Here is a 17,670-nt window from a genome sequence, read left to right as displayed (position 1 = left end):
TTATATTTACTGTATAACAGTAACAAAAAGCTTACTATATTCTGATATATTTACGGGATATGAGTAATAAAAGTTACTATATATCACATTGTACACAATTTGAGAAACGAGATTAAAACCGAGTAAATTTGGGAATTGTTTGTGAATTATACAGAATGTCTGACTCAAAAATTGAGGAACTTAAAAAAATGGAATCTGAAGTCGCAGAGGAATTTCTTGATGAAAATTTCGCAAATATTTTTGGGAAATATCATAAAGAAAATGACACTGTTTTTTCAATGGACAAAGGTTGGGACATTACCAGATTTTTAATAAAACAAAACGACAGCACTGAAGATGGATTTTTAAAAATACTTGACTCAAAACACATTGAATCTGGAAAAGCAAAACGTGTGAATGAATTACTTTGTGGAATAAATATTGACGAGATAAAAGAAGTTTGCGACCGAAAACTAATGGCTAAGAAGCAAGTTTATCTTGCCATAAGATTAGAAGATTGGACTGAATCTAACTTCTGGAATTACATTATACCTCATTTAGAGACATATAAAAAAGCATTTCAAAAAGCGGTAGAATTAAATCACGGAATAGTATTTCACTTTCACTAATGAATAAAAAAACTGCGTACAACAACAGCTATAGTTTATTGCTGCGGAATTTCCGAGAGTAAATTCCTGCGTATTTGTTAACTTCGGTTTACGGCGGAATAGTTCTGCCGAACCATTCCGCAACGAAACCATAGCCAAAACCGTCACGTAATGCCAATAAGACTGTTTAGTTAACCCATAATTTAACTCTAAAAACGAAACAGAACTATGAAACCAAGAACACTCTCAATAATTGCAGGTATTAGCTACCTCATTATTTTCTTCGCTGCGATATTTGCTAATTTTTTTATCCTTGAATCAATTCAAAATGCCCCGTTAGAAACCATCCAACAGAATCATATGATGGTGAGATTTGGAATATTAGCATTTATATTAACTGTTGTTTTTGACGTTGTTGTTGCATGGGCACTTTTTGAAATATACAAAGAACACTCTTTATCAAATCTAAGTACATATTTTAGAATGATGCATGCTGCAATTATGGGTGTTGCAATATTTACACTTCCTGTAGCATTAAGTTCAAATACCAGCCAAGAAATTCTTAAACAAATAGACACCTTCAACATTATATGGCTTATCGGCCTTTTCTTCTTTGGAATTCATCTTATCCTACTTGGAAAAATAATTGGAAAGCCCAAAATAATTGCATTTTTTCTCTTAATTGCAGGTACAATGTATATGATTGATACAGGAGCACATTTCATGCTGCCAGATTATGAAGCATATGGTTCAATATTCTTAGCACTGGTGGCAATTCCCAGTATAATTGGGGAGATGTCATTTGCGATTTGGCTTCTGATAAAAAGCGGCAAAGAAAAAAGTTGATTTATACTACTTTAAATCTCGTAACTTTTAGTCCAGCCTAATATAGTAAGTCCAATCGAAGCGAAGCTTAAAAAAAATATATAGCGGAAAGCGTGTTAAAACACCCAAAAACAAAAAATCCCGCACAAAGCAGGATTTTTTATTCATTTTATTTCTATTTGATTACACAAATAATGGACGCCCTGCCATCATCGCGTTTACTTTTTCTTTTACAACTTCTAAAACCGCTTCGTTTTCGTAGTTGTTGATTACTTCATCAATCAACTCAACGATTTCAATCATATCGGCTTCTTTTAAACCTCTGGTTGTTACCGCTGCAGTTCCAAGACGAATACCTGATGTTACAAATGGTGAACGGGTATCGAAAGGTACCATGTTTTTGTTTACTGTAATATCGGCTTTTACTAAGGCGTTTTCTGCATCTTTACCAGAGATGTTTTTGTTGCGTAAATCTATTAACATACAGTGGTTATCGGTTCCGCCAGAAATAATATCGTAGCCTTTTTCAACCAAAGCTTTTGCTACAGTAGCAGCATTTGCTTTTACTTGTAATTGATAATGCAAGAAATCATCGGTCAACGCTTCACCAAAAGCAATGGCTTTAGCAGCAATAATATGCTCTAAAGGACCTCCTTGGTTTCCTGGGAATACAGCTGAATCCAATAACGACGACATTTTACGTAAACTACCATCTTTTAAAGTAATTCCGAAAGGGTTATCGAAATCTTGTCCCATCATAATCATACCACCTCTTGGACCTCTTAAGGTTTTATGGGTTGTAGTTGTTACAACGTGGCAATGTGGCATGGGGTCGTTTAAAATACCCTTTGCAATTAAACCTGCTGGATGTGAAATATCTGCCATTAAAATAGCACCAACGCTATCGGCAATAACTCTAAAAAGTTTAAAATCGATATCGCGGGAATATGCAGATGCACCAGCAATGATTAATTTTGGTTGCTCTTTGGTAGCGATTTCCTGAATTTTATCATAGTTTAAAACACCTGTCTCCTGTTCTACACCGTAAAATACAGGATTGTACAATTTACCTGAAAAATTTACTGGCGATCCGTGTGTAAGATGACCACCGTGCGATAAATCGAATCCTAAAATTTTGTCTCCAGGTGTTAAGCACGCGTGGTAAACTGCAGTGTTTGCCTGACTTCCAGAGTGTGGTTGTACGTTTACATATGCAGCACCAAACAAGGCTTTTGCTCTATCAATAGCTATTTGTTCTACTTCATCAACTACCTCACAGCCACCATAGTAGCGTTTCCCTGGGTAACCTTCAGCATATTTATTGGTTAACACAGAACCTGCTGCCTCCATTACTTGTGGGCTTACAAAATTCTCTGATGCAATAAGTTCTATACCATGTAATTGGCGTTCTTTTTCAGCTTCAATTAGTTCAAAAATTTGTTCGTCGCGTTGCATAAAATTAATTTCTTGTTAAATATTCGGCAAAAGTAACAAATAGATTAGTTAAATACACCAAAAAACATATATTTACTTCTAAGTTTTTAACGGTTTTATTAACGGTTAAAAGAAACCTAATTTTTATGCATTTTATTCCTTTAAAATGAAAAAAATGTGTAGGTTTGAATATAATTCAATAAACATTAAACTTTAAAGTTATGCCATTATCAGCTAACAATCCAGATAGAAAATCGTGGTTACACGTCGATAAGAATTCAGATTTCCCAATACAAAACATTCCGTTTGGGGTGTTTTTAACGCGTGATGACATCATTACTATTGGAACCCGAATTGGCGATACGGCTATCGATTTGGGAGCATTGCACCAATTGGGGTATTTTGATGGCATTCCTTTAACCGATGATATTTTTCTTCAAGACACCTTGAATGATTTTATTGCCGATGGTAGAAAAACATGGCGTGCCGTTAGAAACCGTATTGCCCAAATTTTTGACAGTAATAATAAAACCCTAAAAGAAAATAAGAGCCATAAGGAAATTGTACTTTTTCGTTTAGATGAAATTGAAATGCAATTGCCTGTACAAATTGGCGATTATACCGATTTTTACTCAAGTATTGAGCACGCAACCAATGTAGGTTCTATGTTTAGAGACCCTGAAAATGCCTTATTACCAAACTGGCTGCACATACCCGTGGCTTATCATGGTAGAAGTTCTTCTATCATTCCATCGGGAATTCCGGTTCATAGACCTCAAGGACAAATGCTTCCTAATGGTGCTGATACTCCTGTATTCGGCCCAAGTAAATTGGTGGATTTTGAATTGGAAATGGCATTTATTACAACCGTTGCCAACGATTTAGGCGAACCCATTCCTATTGAAGAAGCCGAAGAATATATTTTCGGGTTGGTACTTTTAAACGATTGGAGCGCACGTGATATTCAAAAATGGGAATATGTACCACTAGGCCCTTTTTTAGCTAAAAACTTTGCATCATCCATTTCACCATGGATTGTAACATTGGATGCTTTAGAACCCTATCGTGTTGAGAGTCCTAAACCTATTAAACCACAATTGGAATACCTTCAATATAAAGGCAAAAAAAGTTACGATATTAATTTAGAAGTTGCCATTCGCCCAAGTGGTGCCAAAGAAACAGTTGTTAGCAAATCAAATTTCAAATATATGTATTGGAATATGTCGCAACAACTGGCGCACCATACCATAAATGGATGCCCTATAAATTCGGGCGATATGATGGGAAGTGGTACGATTTCTGGGCCTACTCCGGACTCTTTCGGCTCGATGCTAGAGTTGACTTGGAAAGGTGAAAAACCAATTAAAATGAAAGATGGTAGCGAACGTACTTTTATAAATGATAACGACACCGTTATTATGCGTGGTTATTGTGAAAAAGACGGAACGCGTATTGGTTTTGGCGAAGTATCTACCAAATTACTACCTGTTTTTAAACGAAAATAGTAAATTTCCCAACATTGAGAGGCACGAAGCAATCTCATTCTATAATTTACTATACACACAATCCTGCAAGGTTTCATAAACCTTGCAGGTCTTTAGTTGTTACTTCAATTATACCCTCTATGTAATGACGTAAATATGAAATATTATTCTTTCAAATAATTCAAAACAAAATCATTTTAACGGATTTATTAGTGTTTAATCTATTGTTTTAGTATTTTGGCACCCTTATTGGAATACCAGCCAAATAAACCAAACATAGAGACCATGATGAGAACATTACTTTCTACATTACTAATAGCTTGCATCCTATCTTGCAGCACCAGTAAACAAATTGAAAAATCGTTAAGCTCAGGTAATTACGACCAAGCTATTTACGATGCAATTGGAAAATTACGCACCAATAAGGACAAAAAAGGAAAAGCCGATTATATTGCGATGCTTCAAGAAGCTTACAATAAAGCTAACGAACGCGATTTAACCAATATAAATTTTCTTAAAAAAGACAACAATCCTGAAAATTATTTACGTATTTATGATATGTATGTGGGTTTAAACAAGCGTCAGGAACTTATAAAACCTTTATTACCGCTTGCTATTAATGGCAAAACGGTAAAGTTTGATCTTAAAGATTATTCCAGCGACATCATCAAATTTAAAAACGATGCATCCTTACAAATCTATAACAATGCGTTGGGGCTCTTAAAGTCAAAGAACAAACTGGATGCTAGACAAGCATTTAACATGTTTCAAGATATTGAAGACATCAACCCTAATTATAAAGATGTACGCAATCAGTTAGAAATTGCACATAATAAAGGTACTGATTTTGTTTTAGTAGATATGATTAACGATACACGCAAAACCATCCCCACCCGTTTGGAAGACGATTTATTAAACTTCAGCACTTACGGACTAAACAATTTATGGACGGTTTACCACAACGCACCTGTAGCTAAATTAACTTACGATTACAACATGCGTGTTAATTTAAGAGAGATCAACCTATCACCCGAGCAAATTAAGGAACGCCAAATTATTAAAGAAAAACAAGTGATTGATGGTAAACAGAATTTGTTAGACTCTAAAGGAAATGTGGTTAAAGACAGTCTTGGTAAAGCGATACAAGTTGATAAATTAATTACCGTACGTTGTGAATACTACGAAAGCACCCAATTTAAATCGGCACAAGTAACAGGAAATGTGGAGTATATTGATGTTAAAAACAAACAATTAGTGGATGCTTTCCCTATAAGTAGTGAATTTGTGTTTCAACATATTTTTGCAACCTCACGTGGTGATAGACGCGCTTTAGAAACCACCTTGTTACCATTTTTGAATAACCGACGTGTGCCCTTCCCTAGCGAAGAACAAATGATTTATGATACCGGTGAAGACTTAAAAGCACAACTTAAAAAGATTATAAATTCCTATAACCCAAGATAAACGGCAACAACAAATATCATCTTTTTGTCCGTTCGAGCGCAGTCGAGAACTTTGAGTTGTTAACGAAGTATTAAGTATCTACTTTAGTTTATCTTGAGCGAAGACGAAAGACTTTACTTTATAAATCAAAGTAATTAAGAAAACAAACAAAACAACTTAAAAAGGCACTTCACAAGTAACCGTAAGCACTTCTTTAGTAATAGGATGCGTAAAGGTAATGCGTTCCGCATGTAAGTGGAGTCGGTTGGCTTTGGTGCCATACAAATCATCGCCCACAATAGGGGTTTTTAGTCCTTCGCTGTGGGCTGCATGTACACGTAGTTGGTGTGTACGTCCCGTAATGGGGTAAAAATATACGCGGGTTTTTCCGTTTTCTGTATCAATAACCTCGTAGGTGGTGGTCGCTGGTTTCCCGTGGGTATCGCATACCAATTGCTGTGGGCGGTTATCTAAATCGATGCGCAATGGTAGGTTTATAGTGCCTCTGGTGTTGGGCAATATGCCATCTAACAACGCTACATACCGCTTTTTCACGCTGCGCTCAATAAATTGCTTTTGCAAATTTTTGTAAACACGGTTGCTTTTTGCCACCAACAACAAACCAGACGTAGACATATCCAACCGATGCAATAACAAAGGGCCGGTAGCATTGGGCAAGTATGCCTTCATTCTACTCAACACCGATTCGTTGATGCTTTTCCCCGGCACCGATAGAAATTCGTGGGGCTTGTTTACCAATAGCAAATGTGCGTCTTCGTAAACGATTTCTAACTCTTGGTTAAAAACAATTTGAGATTCAATGGGGTTGGCATCAACCAACAAACCCTGCATCATATGCCCTAAAATAGGTTCACACTTACTTCTACATGAAGGGTAAAACTGTTGGTGTTTCCGCACTTCCGATTTTGGAGAAGCACCCCACCAAAATTCTGCCATACAAATAGGCTTCAAATTGTTTTCATAAGCATATTGAAACAGTTTGGGTGCAGCGCATTCCCCCGAACCCGCAGGTGGTATGGGCGATATAGTATCTTTAAAAATATTGAGCAAATCTTTGGTAGCACCTTCGGCATTTAAAAATTGGTACTGTTGGTGAATACGTTGTTGCAAAGACGCCGATAAAGTAGCACGCTGTGTTTTTAAAGTTTGTATGGTTTTATTATAACCACTTAAAACGGTTTCCAGCTTTTTTATTTGGGTTTCGCCTTCTTGTTTTAAATACTTCAACCGCAATTGATACCCAATGCTTTGTTTGTTTAAAGTTTCAATAAATTCCGAATAAGCCTCTACGGACATACTCAGTTTTGCAGTTTCCCGTTGTTGGTTTCTATCTTGCTTTGCTTCTTTAATTTCAGCTTTAAGAAGGCCTAACGCTTCCGCAAAAGCAATTTTACTATTTTCAACTTCCGCTTTAGCACTTAGATAATCTGGTGTGTTTTCCAACCGTTCAATCTCTGCATTGATGCTGTTTAATTTTGCCTCCCCTTTTTTGTAAAAACCAGCTTCATTTAAAGTATTATAAACGGTAGGCACAAAACCTTTTACATCGTTACTATCTGCTAACTTCCCTGAAAATGCTGCTAAATATCCTAATTTACCTTCAGAAGTTTTCACTACCATAACTCCAAACATTTTCCCTATTATGAGTCCGTTTTGACTGGGATTTAATCCGAAATTATGAATAAAATCGGTTTGAGTCTCTAAATAGGTTTGAAGTTGTTTTGCCGCCAATACACTTAAAGGATGTGGCTCGTAATAAAATGGAAAGGTGAATTTTTCGGGTAAATTAATGCCCAAATTATTTTCCAAAGGATGAAAACATGAAATACAAAAATGAGACATAACTTAACTAAAATGGTTGCAAAGAAACGAAATTAAAATAAGTTAAATACTCTATTGATATCATCCTATGGATGTGTAAAAAACCTTAAATAATTAGTTAGCTTCAACATACTCTTTAAAGTTATTCAAAATAGATTGCCAACCATTTTTTTGCATTTCTAAAGGATTTTGGTCTTCGGGGTCAAAAACTTCAGTTACTACCGTTGTATTTCCTTGCTTCTCAAAAGCCACCAGTACTTGTCTACCATCTGCCATAGCGTATGCTATTTTGTTTAGTTCAACAACTTCATTATAAACACCTTCAAAATCAAAACTCATAGTTCCATCTTTCGACGCCATGGTAGCAGAAAATTTTCCTCCTACCCTTAAATCATTTGTTGCTTTTGGGCAATGCCAATCATCTGAAGCAAAATTCCAATTAACAATATGCTCAGGCTTTGTCCAAAAATCCCAAACTTTCTGCAAATTTACATTTACAACAACTTCTATTGTGATTCTATTTTTCATAATAAAATTTGGCTTAAAAATATTTTGCTTCAACGAAGTTAATTATTTGTTTTTAAAACTAAAAAAAACAAATTTACAAACTAAGGAGATCCTGTTTTATGTATTCCTTTCAAAATAATTTCCTGAGGTAATTTGTTTTAAATTTTCAGTAGAATTATTATAAATATATACCCAGATTTTAATTGATTTATTTTCATTTGAGTAGGCATCAATTAGTGTACGTGTATACTCATTTGCATACTCTCCTGTATCACCAATACCTTCATAATCGTCTAAAACTTGAAAGGTTTTTTGAGGATTTTGGATTTTGAAAATATGTCCGTACACTTTATCATCAGGGTCATTACTTAAAACAGCCCCTGGATACCACGAAATTTCGAACAATTTCCCAATAAAATACCCTGCGCCAACAAACTCAGAATTCCGTTCTAAAAATTTAGACATGTCACTCTCAAAATCTTTTAGCAACGTACCGTATACAAACAAATACTCTGGTTCCATTCACGAAAAGCACTTAAATAAAATTACTTAAATCCAAACTATTAATACCGCCATGGCTTTCATAAGCTACCGCTTCACCATTTTTTATGACCAACAGTTGTGGCGATTCGTGCATCAACTGAAATTTAACAGCTATTTCATTCGAAATATCGCGGTAATTCAACAAATCTAAAAAATACATATCCAAATGATTTTCGGTAAGATGGTAATCTGCTTCAAACTGTTTTAACACCATACGACTGATACCGCAACGGGTGGAATGTTTAAAAACAACCTGTAATTTTGTGCTGGATTTGGTTTCCATTTCCTGTAATTGTTCCATTTTGGTTAACGGAATCCATGGCAATGTTTTGGTCTCCTTTTCTTCAGTAGAACCACTAAATAGTTTGTTAAATAATCCCATAAATTGTATCTTAAGATAAATAAGTCTAAATCGTTTTTAAATCTTACAAACTGACTAAAAGTCATTAAAAATCAGTGTCTAACCGACATTTTGTCTCTAAAATCGTACTGGTAAGATTATTGACTTATACAGGTTGTAAAAGTAAAACAATAAAAATAGATTCCTCGTTTCGAATGCATAAAAAACATAGATATGAACTTAAATAATTATACAATTAAATCGCAAGAAGCCATACAGCAAGCGCAACAAATTGCTCAAGGCTTCGGACATCAACAAATTGAAAACGAACACCTTTTTAAAGGTATTTTTGAAGTTGACGAAAATGTACTGCCATTCATTCTAAAAAAATTGAATGTAAATATCAACATACTAGAACAGGCTTTGGACAAACAAATTGAAAGTTTCCCTAAAGTTACTGGTAGTGAATTGATGCTGTCTCGTGAAGCAGGAAAAACGCTCAACGAAGCTGCTATTATTGCTAAAAAAATGAAGGATGATTATGTTTCAGTAGAACATTTAATCATTGCTATTTTTAAATCGAACAGTAAAATAGCGCAGATGCTAAAAGACCAAGGTGTTACCGAAAAAGCACTCACCGCAAGCATCAATGAATTACGAAAAGGTGAAAACGTAACGTCCCAAAGTCAAGAAGAAACCTACAATTCGTTAAACAAATATGCAAAAAACCTGAACCAACTTGCCAAAGACGGCAAGTTAGACCCGGTCATTGGACGTGATGAGGAAATTAGACGCATCCTTCAAATTCTATCGCGTAGAACCAAAAACAATCCCATTTTAGTAGGCGAACCAGGAACAGGTAAAACCGCTATCGCAGAAGGGTTGGCCCATAGGATTATTGATGGCGACATCCCCGAAAACTTAAAAGACAAGCAAATTTTCGCTTTAGATATGGGCGCTTTAATTGCAGGTGCCAAATACAAAGGCGAGTTTGAAGAACGTTTAAAAGCCGTGATAAAAGAAGTAACAACCAGCGAAGGCGACATTGTACTTTTTATTGACGAAATACACACCCTTGTTGGCGCCGGTGGCGGACAAGGCGCTATGGATGCTGCCAATATTTTAAAGCCCGCATTGGCAAGAGGTGAACTTCGCGCTATTGGCGCTACCACTTTGGACGAATACCAAAAATACTTTGAAAAAGACAAGGCTTTGGAACGCCGTTTCCAAAAAGTAATGGTAGATGAACCCGATACTGAAAGTGCTATTTCTATACTTCGTGGTATTAAAGAAAAATATGAAACCCACCATAAAGTACGTATTAAAGACGAAGCCATTATTGGTGCGGTTGAATTATCGCAACGCTACATAACAAACCGTTTTTTACCGGATAAGGCTATCGATTTAATGGATGAAGCCGCTTCAAAATTGCGCATGGAAATCAACTCTAAACCCGAAGAATTGGATGTTTTAGATAGAAAAATAATGCAATTGGAAATTGAAATAGAAGCCATTAAACGTGAGAAAGATGAAAACAAGCTGAAAACACTTCGTTCCGATTTAGCGAATATCAAAGAGCAACGCAATGAAATAAACGCGAAATGGAAAAGTGAAAAAGAAGTGGTGGAAAACATTCAAAACACCAAACAGGCCATTGAAAATTTCAAACTAGAAGCTGAAAAAGCCGAACGTGATGGCGATTACGGAAAAGTTGCCGAATTACGTTATGGAAAAATAAAAGAAGCCCAAGCAGAATTGGAAACCTTCCAAAAGCAACTACAAGCCCAATCTGAGAACTCTTTAATAAAAGAAGAGGTTACTTATGATGATATTGCTGAAGTAGTCGCAAAATGGACCGGAATCCCCGTTACCAAAATGCTTCAAAGTGAACGTGAAAAGTTATTGAAATTAGAAGACGAATTACACAAACGCGTGGTAGGACAAGAAGAGGCTATCGAAGCAGTAAGTGATGCGGTTCGTAGAAGTCGTGCAGGGTTGCAAAATCCTAAAAAACCCATTGGAACCTTCTTGTTTTTAGGAACCACTGGGGTTGGCAAAACCGAATTGGCCAAAGCTTTAGCCGAATATTTGTTTGATGACGAAAACGCCATGACCCGTATTGATATGAGCGAATACCAAGAACGCCATGCGGTAAGTAGATTGGTTGGCGCCCCTCCTGGATACATAGGTTATGATGAAGGCGGGCAATTAACGGAAGCTGTACGCAGAAAACCGTATTCTGTAGTGCTTTTGGATGAAATTGAAAAAGCGCATCCTGATACTTTCAATATCTTATTGCAAGTATTGGACGAAGGACATTTAACGGACAACAAAGGACGTGTGGCCGATTTTAAAAATACCATAATAATCATGACTTCCAACTTAGGGAGCCAGATTATACAAGAACGTTTTGAAGCGACCAAAGACATAGACTCAGCTATTGAAGCTGCCAAAATAGAAGTCTTAGGTCTTTTAAAACAAAGTGTTCGGCCAGAGTTTTTAAACCGTATAGACGACACGATCATGTTTACACCTTTAAGCAAAGAGAATATAACAGCCATTGTTAAATTACAACTTAAAGGCATAACGAAAATGATAGCACAACAAGGTATTACGTTTGATGCTACAGAAGAAGCGGTAGCATACTTAGCCGATAAGGGATATAACCCCGAATATGGCGCACGACCTGTAAAACGTGTCATTCAGAAAGATGTTTTAAACTCCTTGAGCAAAGAAATTTTAGCTGGCAAGGTAACAACAGATAGCATCATTCTTTTAGATGCCTTTGATGACAAATTAGTTTTTAGAAACCAAAGTGATTTGGTAACTGAAAAGATATAAACACTGTAACAAAACAACACAAAAACAGTCTAATAGTTGGTTGGTTAGGACAAGCAACATGATTCTCAATTTGAGATGATTGTTGCTTTTCTTTTTCCCTTTTATCAACCAACTTCCGTTTAACGATTTTATAATATTTTGATTCTAAATAAGTTAATAAGTCAGTTAATAAAAATCATCTGTAAATCGATGAAATGCAAACTAATATCGATGAAATTACCTAATTTAGCATCATTGTAACCTCCCAACCATTACAATAACGTTAACAGATTTTCTGTTTTCAAAAAATAATAAACCCTAAAAACCTACTTATAGCATGGATATATCCAAGTATATTGACTTTTCTTTATTGAAAGCAACGTCATCAGAACGCGACGTTATAAATCTTTGCAACGAAGCAAAACTGAATAATTTTAATGCTGTTTCCATAAACACCGCTTATGTAGCATTAGCAAAACAACTTTTAGAAAACACCAATGTAAAAGTGTCTTCTGTTGTTGGCTTCCCTTTAGGCGCTATGTCTACTGCCGCAAAAGTATTTGAAGCAAAAAAGGCCATTGAGGATGGTGCCGATGAAATTGAAATGGTTATAAATTTAGGCTACCTAAAAAGCAAGAACTACGTATTGGTTCTAAAAGACATTGTCGATGTGAAAATGGCCATAAAAAAGATACCCCTAAAGGTTACTTTAGAAATCTCTGAACTAAACAAAAACGAAATTATAAAAGCCTGCGCCATTTGCATGGATGCCAAGGTGGATGTTATAAAAACTTCAAGCGGATTTTCAAAAGGAGGCGCCACATTAACCGCAACAAAAATCATCAAAAAGACCATTAAAAACGGAGCTAAAATAATGGTTTCAGGTGGCATTGAAGATTTTGACACCGCTATTAAATACCTAGAAGCTGGCGCGGATAGAATTGGAACTTCAACCAATATCAACAACGTTAAGCCTATCAACAGCTCCCTTTTAGCTAGGAATATAAAAATTTACAAAAAATATTTAGAAGTTGAGAAACTAAAGGAACTTGAGCCATTTGAATCAACAGAAAAAAACTAAAACAATTAATACCAACTTATTAAATCAACTCAAAATTCACCGGAAATCCGGTGAATTTTTGAGCTAAAACACTTATTGCAGATTCTTTCAACTGAAACACTCTAGGATAACCACCTGTAGTTTGACAATCGCGCATCAAAATAATCAATTTACCGGATGGCGTTAGCTGTACAGTTCCTGGTAATACGGCCGATGTTATAATAGGTTTTAAACTATTCTCTAAAGGCTCTAAAAGTTGATACGCCATTCGGTTATTTTCTTTTGAAATGGTAAATTGATTTTGAAGTAAAAATTCTTGTTGTTTTTTTGATAACATATCAAACTCCAGACCTCTAAAAGCTTCTATTTTTTTAGTTGAAAAATGATAATCTTTTACTTTAATTAAAGCATTTTTAGATTCTGTAAAAGAATCACATACACCTATTTCCAATTCATCTTTTTTAGAAAGTTTAAAATGAGTAGTGACGCCTTTATACATGCTTCTGCTGTTCATAACCACCTCGGTTTTAAAACCATTCAAAACAGCTAAATAACATCGAAACCCTTTAGTTAATCTTCCAAAAGACAACACATCACCTGAACTGATTTTTACAGCTTTAAAAGACGGGATAGAAACATCATTTAATTTAGGCGACATATTTGCACCTGTAATACAAATAAAAGTGTCGCAAACAAACTGAAGTGTCGCCCCCGTCATGGTCATTTCAATAACAGCATCGTTCTGTTCATTTCCTAAAATATGATTTGCTAAAGATGCAGAATACACATCCATCACCCCAGAATACGGTACGCCATATTGCTGAAAACCTACACGTCCTAAATCCTGTAGTGTGGAATAAAACCCTGCATTTAACACTTTAACCATGAAACACCTCGCTTTCTATTTGATACACCCCTGCTTCAACCAAGGCTTTAATGTCTGAGTACTCTTTAAAAGACACAGGATTAAAAACAATTTTATCACCAGCTTTTGCAAAACAAGGTGGATCTGATTTTGGATTAAAAAAATCAATTGGCGAATTTCCTATAATATTCCAACCGCCCGGACTCGCAGTTGGATACACCCCCGTTTGATTTCCCCCAATAGCGACTGATCCTTTTTCAATTTGTAATCTTGGAGTCGATTTTCTAGGCATAAATAATGATTCATTCAAACCACCCAAATACAAAAATCCAGGTAAAAAACCAATAAAATAAACCGTATAAATAGCTTGGGAATGCAGCTTAATGATTTCTTCTCTTGATAGTTTTTTTTCAACAGAAATCACATCTAAATCTATCCCGAATTCTTCATCATAACAAACGGGTATTTTCCACAATACTGACACCGTGTCAGCACTTTTATTAACCGATTTATATGTTTTTTTAAGCCAAATTACCTCATTTTCAATATTCCTACAAAATGAATCATAAATTATTAATAACGAGTTATATGCAGATTTTATTTCAACAATAGATTTAATATTATTTTCTAGAATACGGGCTTTGAATTGAATAATATCATCTAGGTTTTTCTCATCTATAACCTCTGGCCATTCTACTAAAATAGAACGCTCTCCGAATGGTTTATATTTAAGTTTAAAAGCCATTAAATTATAGGATCCTGACGTCTTTCGATTCTAAATCTAAACGTAATTTTTTAACCAATTCTGCAGCTTTAAGATTATCACCATGTACACAAAATGTTTCCGCTTTAATATCAACCTCCACCCCAGTAATCGTTTTTACTTTTCGTTTCGAAATCATACCATATACATGTTCAAACATCTTATCCGAATCATGAATTAAAGCATCGTTTTCACTACGCGATACTAAAGATAAATCGTCGTTGTAATTTCTATCTGCAAAAGCTTCGTAAGTAATTGGAATGTTATTTTGCAATGCTAATGTTTCAATAACCGACTTGTAAGGCACATACAGTTTTATTGGTAGAGCGATGCTTTTCATTACCTCAACAATAGCAGTTGCAATCCTCGCATCTGCAATAGCCATATTGTATAATGCGCCATGTGGTTTTACATGATGCAATAGGGTGTTTTCTTCCTGTACAATCGCCATTAAATCATTTATCTGTCCCTTTAACGATGCAAACAACGCCACACAAGTCATTTCCATAGGTTTTCTGCCAAAATTTTCAACATCTGGGAATGATGGGTGCGCACCTATTTTTACGCGGTACTGCTTGGCTAATTTCACTACTTTGCGCATAGACTCCCTATCACCGGCATGACCGCCACAAGCAATATTGCATGAAGACACATAGGGCATTAAGTGGGATTCGTTACCAATTCCTTCGCCTACATCTACATTTATATCTATAGTCTGACCTAGCATTAAATTAAATTCAGATTAAATACTTTATTCATGGTTGCTATTGAAAGAAAGATACTGATTCCTAGAATTAAAACCGCAAAAATATTTTGCTTCGTTGTGTTTTTATAGCTTCCTAAAATAGTTTGCTTATTCATAATCCAAATTAAAATACCAGCAATAATGGGCAATAACACGCCATTGGCTATTTGAGCAAACTTAATAATATCAATAGGTTTTATACCCAATGACGAAAACAAAATACCTAAAACCAGAATACACATCCAAACAGCTCTAAATTTATTGGTTTTCATGTTAGTTGACCAACCTAAACAGCCACTTGCTACGTAAGCAGCCGCTAAAGGCGCTGTAATAGCACTGGTAATTCCTGCTGCAAATAAGCCTATGGCTAAAAAATATTTTGCAAAACCACCAAACAAAGGCTCTAGCCCTTTAGCTAAATCAGAAGCGCTTTTAATATCTGTGCTTTGTATTGAAGCTGCAGAAATAATAATGCACATAGACACCAAACCACCTAAAACAACCGCTATAATGGTGTCATTTTTAGCAAAATTTAAATCGTTTTTAGAATGCCATTTCTCTTTAACTAATGCTGCATGTAAAAACAAATTATAAGGTACAACCGTAGTGCCTATAAGTGCAATAACCAGCAACAGACTATCTTTTGGGAGTTTAGGGAATAACGCACCTTTCAGCATTTCCAAAACATTTGGTTTGGTTAGAATAGCTGTAATTAAAAATGCTAAACTCATTAAAACAACCAAACCTATAAGTGTTTTTTCAAGTACTTTGTAGTTCCCTAGATATAACAAACCAAAAGCAAACACACCCACAATAACACTTAATATATTAATTGAAAATTCACCCATTTTAAAACTTGGGTTACCAATAATAGCTTCTAAACCTAAAATACCTCCAGAAATATTTCCAGCTTCATACGCCGCATTTCCAATAACAATAGCACTTAGCACCAAAAGAATAATGAAAAATTTAAAAACAGGATTCTTAATTTCGGTTCTAATAATTTCCGATAAGCCTTTTTGGGTAATGATACCCAAACGTGCCGACATTTCTTGCAAAACAATAGTTGCAACAATAGATAAAACCATTGCCCATAAAAGCGCAAACCCAAAATTAACACCTGCTAATGTACAAACTGTAACTGTACCTGGACCAATAAAGGCAGCAGCAATTAATGGTCCGGGGCCAATATTCTTAAACCAGTTATTAATCATTAGGAACCGTATTTAACGCATAAATAGCAAAGCTACCCAACCAATGTCCACCCTCATAACTATCTTCAAAAATACTTGGTAGTGAATAATTTATATGCTGGTTTGCAATATTTTTTAAATGTTGATATTCCGGTAGGTTTTCGGCAATTGTGTACAAACTCCAAGCACGCGAAAAATTCACACCATCTAAATGCACCAAATACCCGTCGGTTCTATCAGACACCTTACCCGTTTCCAAAACAAAACTTTTATCTTTTAATTGCGGCAAAAAGGCATCTAACCAAGGTTTAAATGCTTCTTCAGGTAAGAGACGCTTCATTAGAGCAGCTTCTTCTAAACAAGGCGATAAAAAATCACTTCCACTAGGTTCCCAACTCATGGGACAATCCTTATCATTTAAAAAGAAAAATTTAGCACGTTCTTCTATTGCCTGCTTAAGCAATTCATGGTTTAAAGTTTTAGCATAATCGTAAGCAAACGACAAACCAAAAGATGTATTGGTATGCGTTCCCACACGCTGAGGATAGTTTAATTTTGGTAGAAATTCAATGTATTTTTCAATTATTAAATTTGTTAAAGGTCGCAAATTGACTTCTAATGTTCTAGCTACAGGAGTGTCCCAAGTATGAAGTTCTTCAGCCAATTTTAATAACCACGCCCAACCATAAGTTCTTTCAAACGATTTGTTATGTTCACCTAAAAAAAAGTTGATTTCTAATTCAATATTTTTTTTTGATATATTGTTGAGTAGGCGTTGTTCTATGTCGCTCGCATTTTCTAGGTTTGGAAATTGTTTTAATAAACTCACCAAACTCCAATGTCCATGAACCGCCGAATGCCAATCGAAACAGCCATAAAATGCAGGATGCAACTCCATAGGCGTTTTTAAATCCGCATCACCACCAAGTGTTTGCGATAACTTGTTAGGGTACTCGGTATTTATACAATGTAGCGGTAGTTGCGCTAAGCGATTGGCTTGTTCTAAATTTAAAATGGGTGCTGGCTCTTGTTTTATTTCAGGAGTTTCTGTAACGGCCATTTTCTCTTCCTTAGTATTGTTACAACTCAAGGTTATAATGGCTAGTGATAAAGAAATTATTTTTTTCATTTTATAGTTTTAATTTGATATACTAAAACTAATAAAACTTTTTGGTTTTGCTGTGAATGATTTTGTTTACTTTAATACTAAGCGGAATTT

The 17,670-nt window shown here is 35.4% G+C and carries 16 protein-coding genes; 6 read left to right on the top strand and 10 right to left on the bottom strand.

The genetic code is table 11. The annotated features are described in order from the left end of the window. Window positions 1–128 precede the first annotated feature (128 nt). Together ACGK9U_RS12275 and ACGK9U_RS12270 are read left to right on the top strand one after the other, a co-directional pair. Window positions 129–608, top strand: a complete 480-nt coding sequence (locus ACGK9U_RS12275; RefSeq protein ID WP_394466673.1) for a DUF1877 family protein — start codon at window positions 129–131, stop codon at window positions 606–608. Window positions 609–815: 207 nt separating this feature from the next. Continuing rightward, the gene (locus ACGK9U_RS12270; RefSeq protein ID WP_394466672.1) at window positions 816–1,433 is read left to right on the top strand and encodes a DUF4386 domain-containing protein; all 618 of its coding nucleotides are present in this window, start codon (window positions 816–818) and stop codon (window positions 1,431–1,433) included. Window positions 1,434–1,595: 162 nt separating this feature from the next. Here the strand turns inward: ACGK9U_RS12270 and glyA are convergent, their stop codons facing one another. Beyond that, window positions 1,596–2,867 (bottom strand): serine hydroxymethyltransferase, encoded by a 1,272-nt coding sequence (glyA, locus tag ACGK9U_RS12265; protein ID WP_394466671.1) that lies wholly within the window; start codon window positions 2,865–2,867, stop codon window positions 1,596–1,598. Window positions 2,868–3,067: 200 nt separating this feature from the next. On the opposite strand from glyA, the gene fahA reads away from it, so the two are divergent. Next, window positions 3,068–4,351, top strand: coding sequence for a fumarylacetoacetase (gene fahA, locus ACGK9U_RS12260; protein ID WP_394466670.1), 1,284 nt, complete (start codon window positions 3,068–3,070; stop codon window positions 4,349–4,351). A gap of 264 nt (window positions 4,352–4,615) precedes the next feature. Next, window positions 4,616–5,794, top strand: coding sequence for a hypothetical protein (locus ACGK9U_RS12255; protein WP_394466669.1), 1,179 nt, complete (start codon window positions 4,616–4,618; stop codon window positions 5,792–5,794). A gap of 156 nt (window positions 5,795–5,950) precedes the next feature. Here ACGK9U_RS12255 and ACGK9U_RS12250 read toward each other — a convergent pair whose 3' ends face one another. The 4 genes from ACGK9U_RS12250 to ytxJ all read right to left on the bottom strand — a co-directional run bounded on the left by ACGK9U_RS12250 (window position 5,951) and on the right by ytxJ (window position 9,047). Beyond that, window positions 5,951–7,636 (bottom strand): RluA family pseudouridine synthase, encoded by a 1,686-nt coding sequence (locus tag ACGK9U_RS12250; protein ID WP_394466668.1) that lies wholly within the window; start codon window positions 7,634–7,636, stop codon window positions 5,951–5,953. Window positions 7,637–7,729: 93 nt separating this feature from the next. After that, the gene (locus ACGK9U_RS12245) at window positions 7,730–8,143 is read right to left on the bottom strand and encodes an SRPBCC family protein (RefSeq protein ID WP_394466667.1); all 414 of its coding nucleotides are present in this window, start codon (window positions 8,141–8,143) and stop codon (window positions 7,730–7,732) included. Between the two features lie 96 nt (window positions 8,144–8,239). Beyond that, a complete protein-coding gene (locus ACGK9U_RS12240) occupies window positions 8,240–8,644 on the bottom strand; it encodes a gamma-glutamylcyclotransferase (RefSeq protein WP_394466666.1) in 405 nt (134 codons plus the stop codon). Between the two features lie 13 nt (window positions 8,645–8,657). Further along, complete coding sequence (ytxJ, locus tag ACGK9U_RS12235) at window positions 8,658–9,047, bottom strand: bacillithiol system redox-active protein YtxJ (RefSeq protein WP_394466665.1); 390 nt, start codon at window positions 9,045–9,047, stop codon at window positions 8,658–8,660. Window positions 9,048–9,239: 192 nt separating this feature from the next. On the opposite strand from ytxJ, the gene clpB reads away from it, so the two are divergent. Then, window positions 9,240–11,846: an ATP-dependent chaperone ClpB gene (gene clpB / locus ACGK9U_RS12230; protein WP_394466664.1), complete on the top strand. Its 2,607-nt coding sequence runs from the start codon at window positions 9,240–9,242 to the stop codon at window positions 11,844–11,846. A gap of 316 nt (window positions 11,847–12,162) precedes the next feature. After that, on the top strand, window positions 12,163–12,906 hold the full coding sequence (deoC, locus tag ACGK9U_RS12225; protein ID WP_394466663.1) for a deoxyribose-phosphate aldolase: 744 nt from the start codon (window positions 12,163–12,165) through the stop codon (window positions 12,904–12,906). A gap of 19 nt (window positions 12,907–12,925) precedes the next feature. Here the strand turns inward: deoC and ACGK9U_RS12220 are convergent, their stop codons facing one another. The 5 genes from ACGK9U_RS12220 to ACGK9U_RS12200 are packed head-to-tail and all read right to left on the bottom strand — an operon-like array spanning window position 12,926 to window position 17,580. Next, window positions 12,926–13,771 (bottom strand): biotin-dependent carboxyltransferase family protein, encoded by an 846-nt coding sequence (locus ACGK9U_RS12220; protein WP_394466662.1) that lies wholly within the window; start codon window positions 13,769–13,771, stop codon window positions 12,926–12,928. Then, complete coding sequence (gene pxpB, locus ACGK9U_RS12215) at window positions 13,764–14,495, bottom strand: 5-oxoprolinase subunit PxpB (RefSeq protein WP_394466661.1); 732 nt, start codon at window positions 14,493–14,495, stop codon at window positions 13,764–13,766. The genes ACGK9U_RS12220 and pxpB overlap by 8 nt, the downstream gene beginning before the upstream one ends. Before the next feature lie 4 nt (window positions 14,496–14,499). Further along, the gene (gene pxpA, locus ACGK9U_RS12210) at window positions 14,500–15,240 is read right to left on the bottom strand and encodes a 5-oxoprolinase subunit PxpA (RefSeq protein ID WP_394466660.1); all 741 of its coding nucleotides are present in this window, start codon (window positions 15,238–15,240) and stop codon (window positions 14,500–14,502) included. Then, the gene (locus ACGK9U_RS12205) at window positions 15,240–16,472 is read right to left on the bottom strand and encodes an Nramp family divalent metal transporter (RefSeq protein WP_394466659.1); all 1,233 of its coding nucleotides are present in this window, start codon (window positions 16,470–16,472) and stop codon (window positions 15,240–15,242) included. Before ACGK9U_RS12205 ends, pxpA begins: the two co-directional genes overlap by 1 nt. Further along, window positions 16,465–17,580, bottom strand: a complete 1,116-nt coding sequence (locus ACGK9U_RS12200) for a DUF2891 domain-containing protein (protein ID WP_394466658.1) — start codon at window positions 17,578–17,580, stop codon at window positions 16,465–16,467. The genes ACGK9U_RS12205 and ACGK9U_RS12200 overlap by 8 nt, the downstream gene beginning before the upstream one ends. Window positions 17,581–17,670: the final 90 nt, after the last annotated feature.

Origin of the sequence: Mariniflexile sp. HNIBRBA6329, from assembly GCF_043558645.1 — a bacterium.
Taxonomy (GTDB): Bacteria; Bacteroidota; Bacteroidia; order Flavobacteriales; family Flavobacteriaceae; genus Mariniflexile.
Note: the sequence above shows the minus strand (reverse complement) of the source record. Positions and strands in the feature narration are given on the sequence as shown.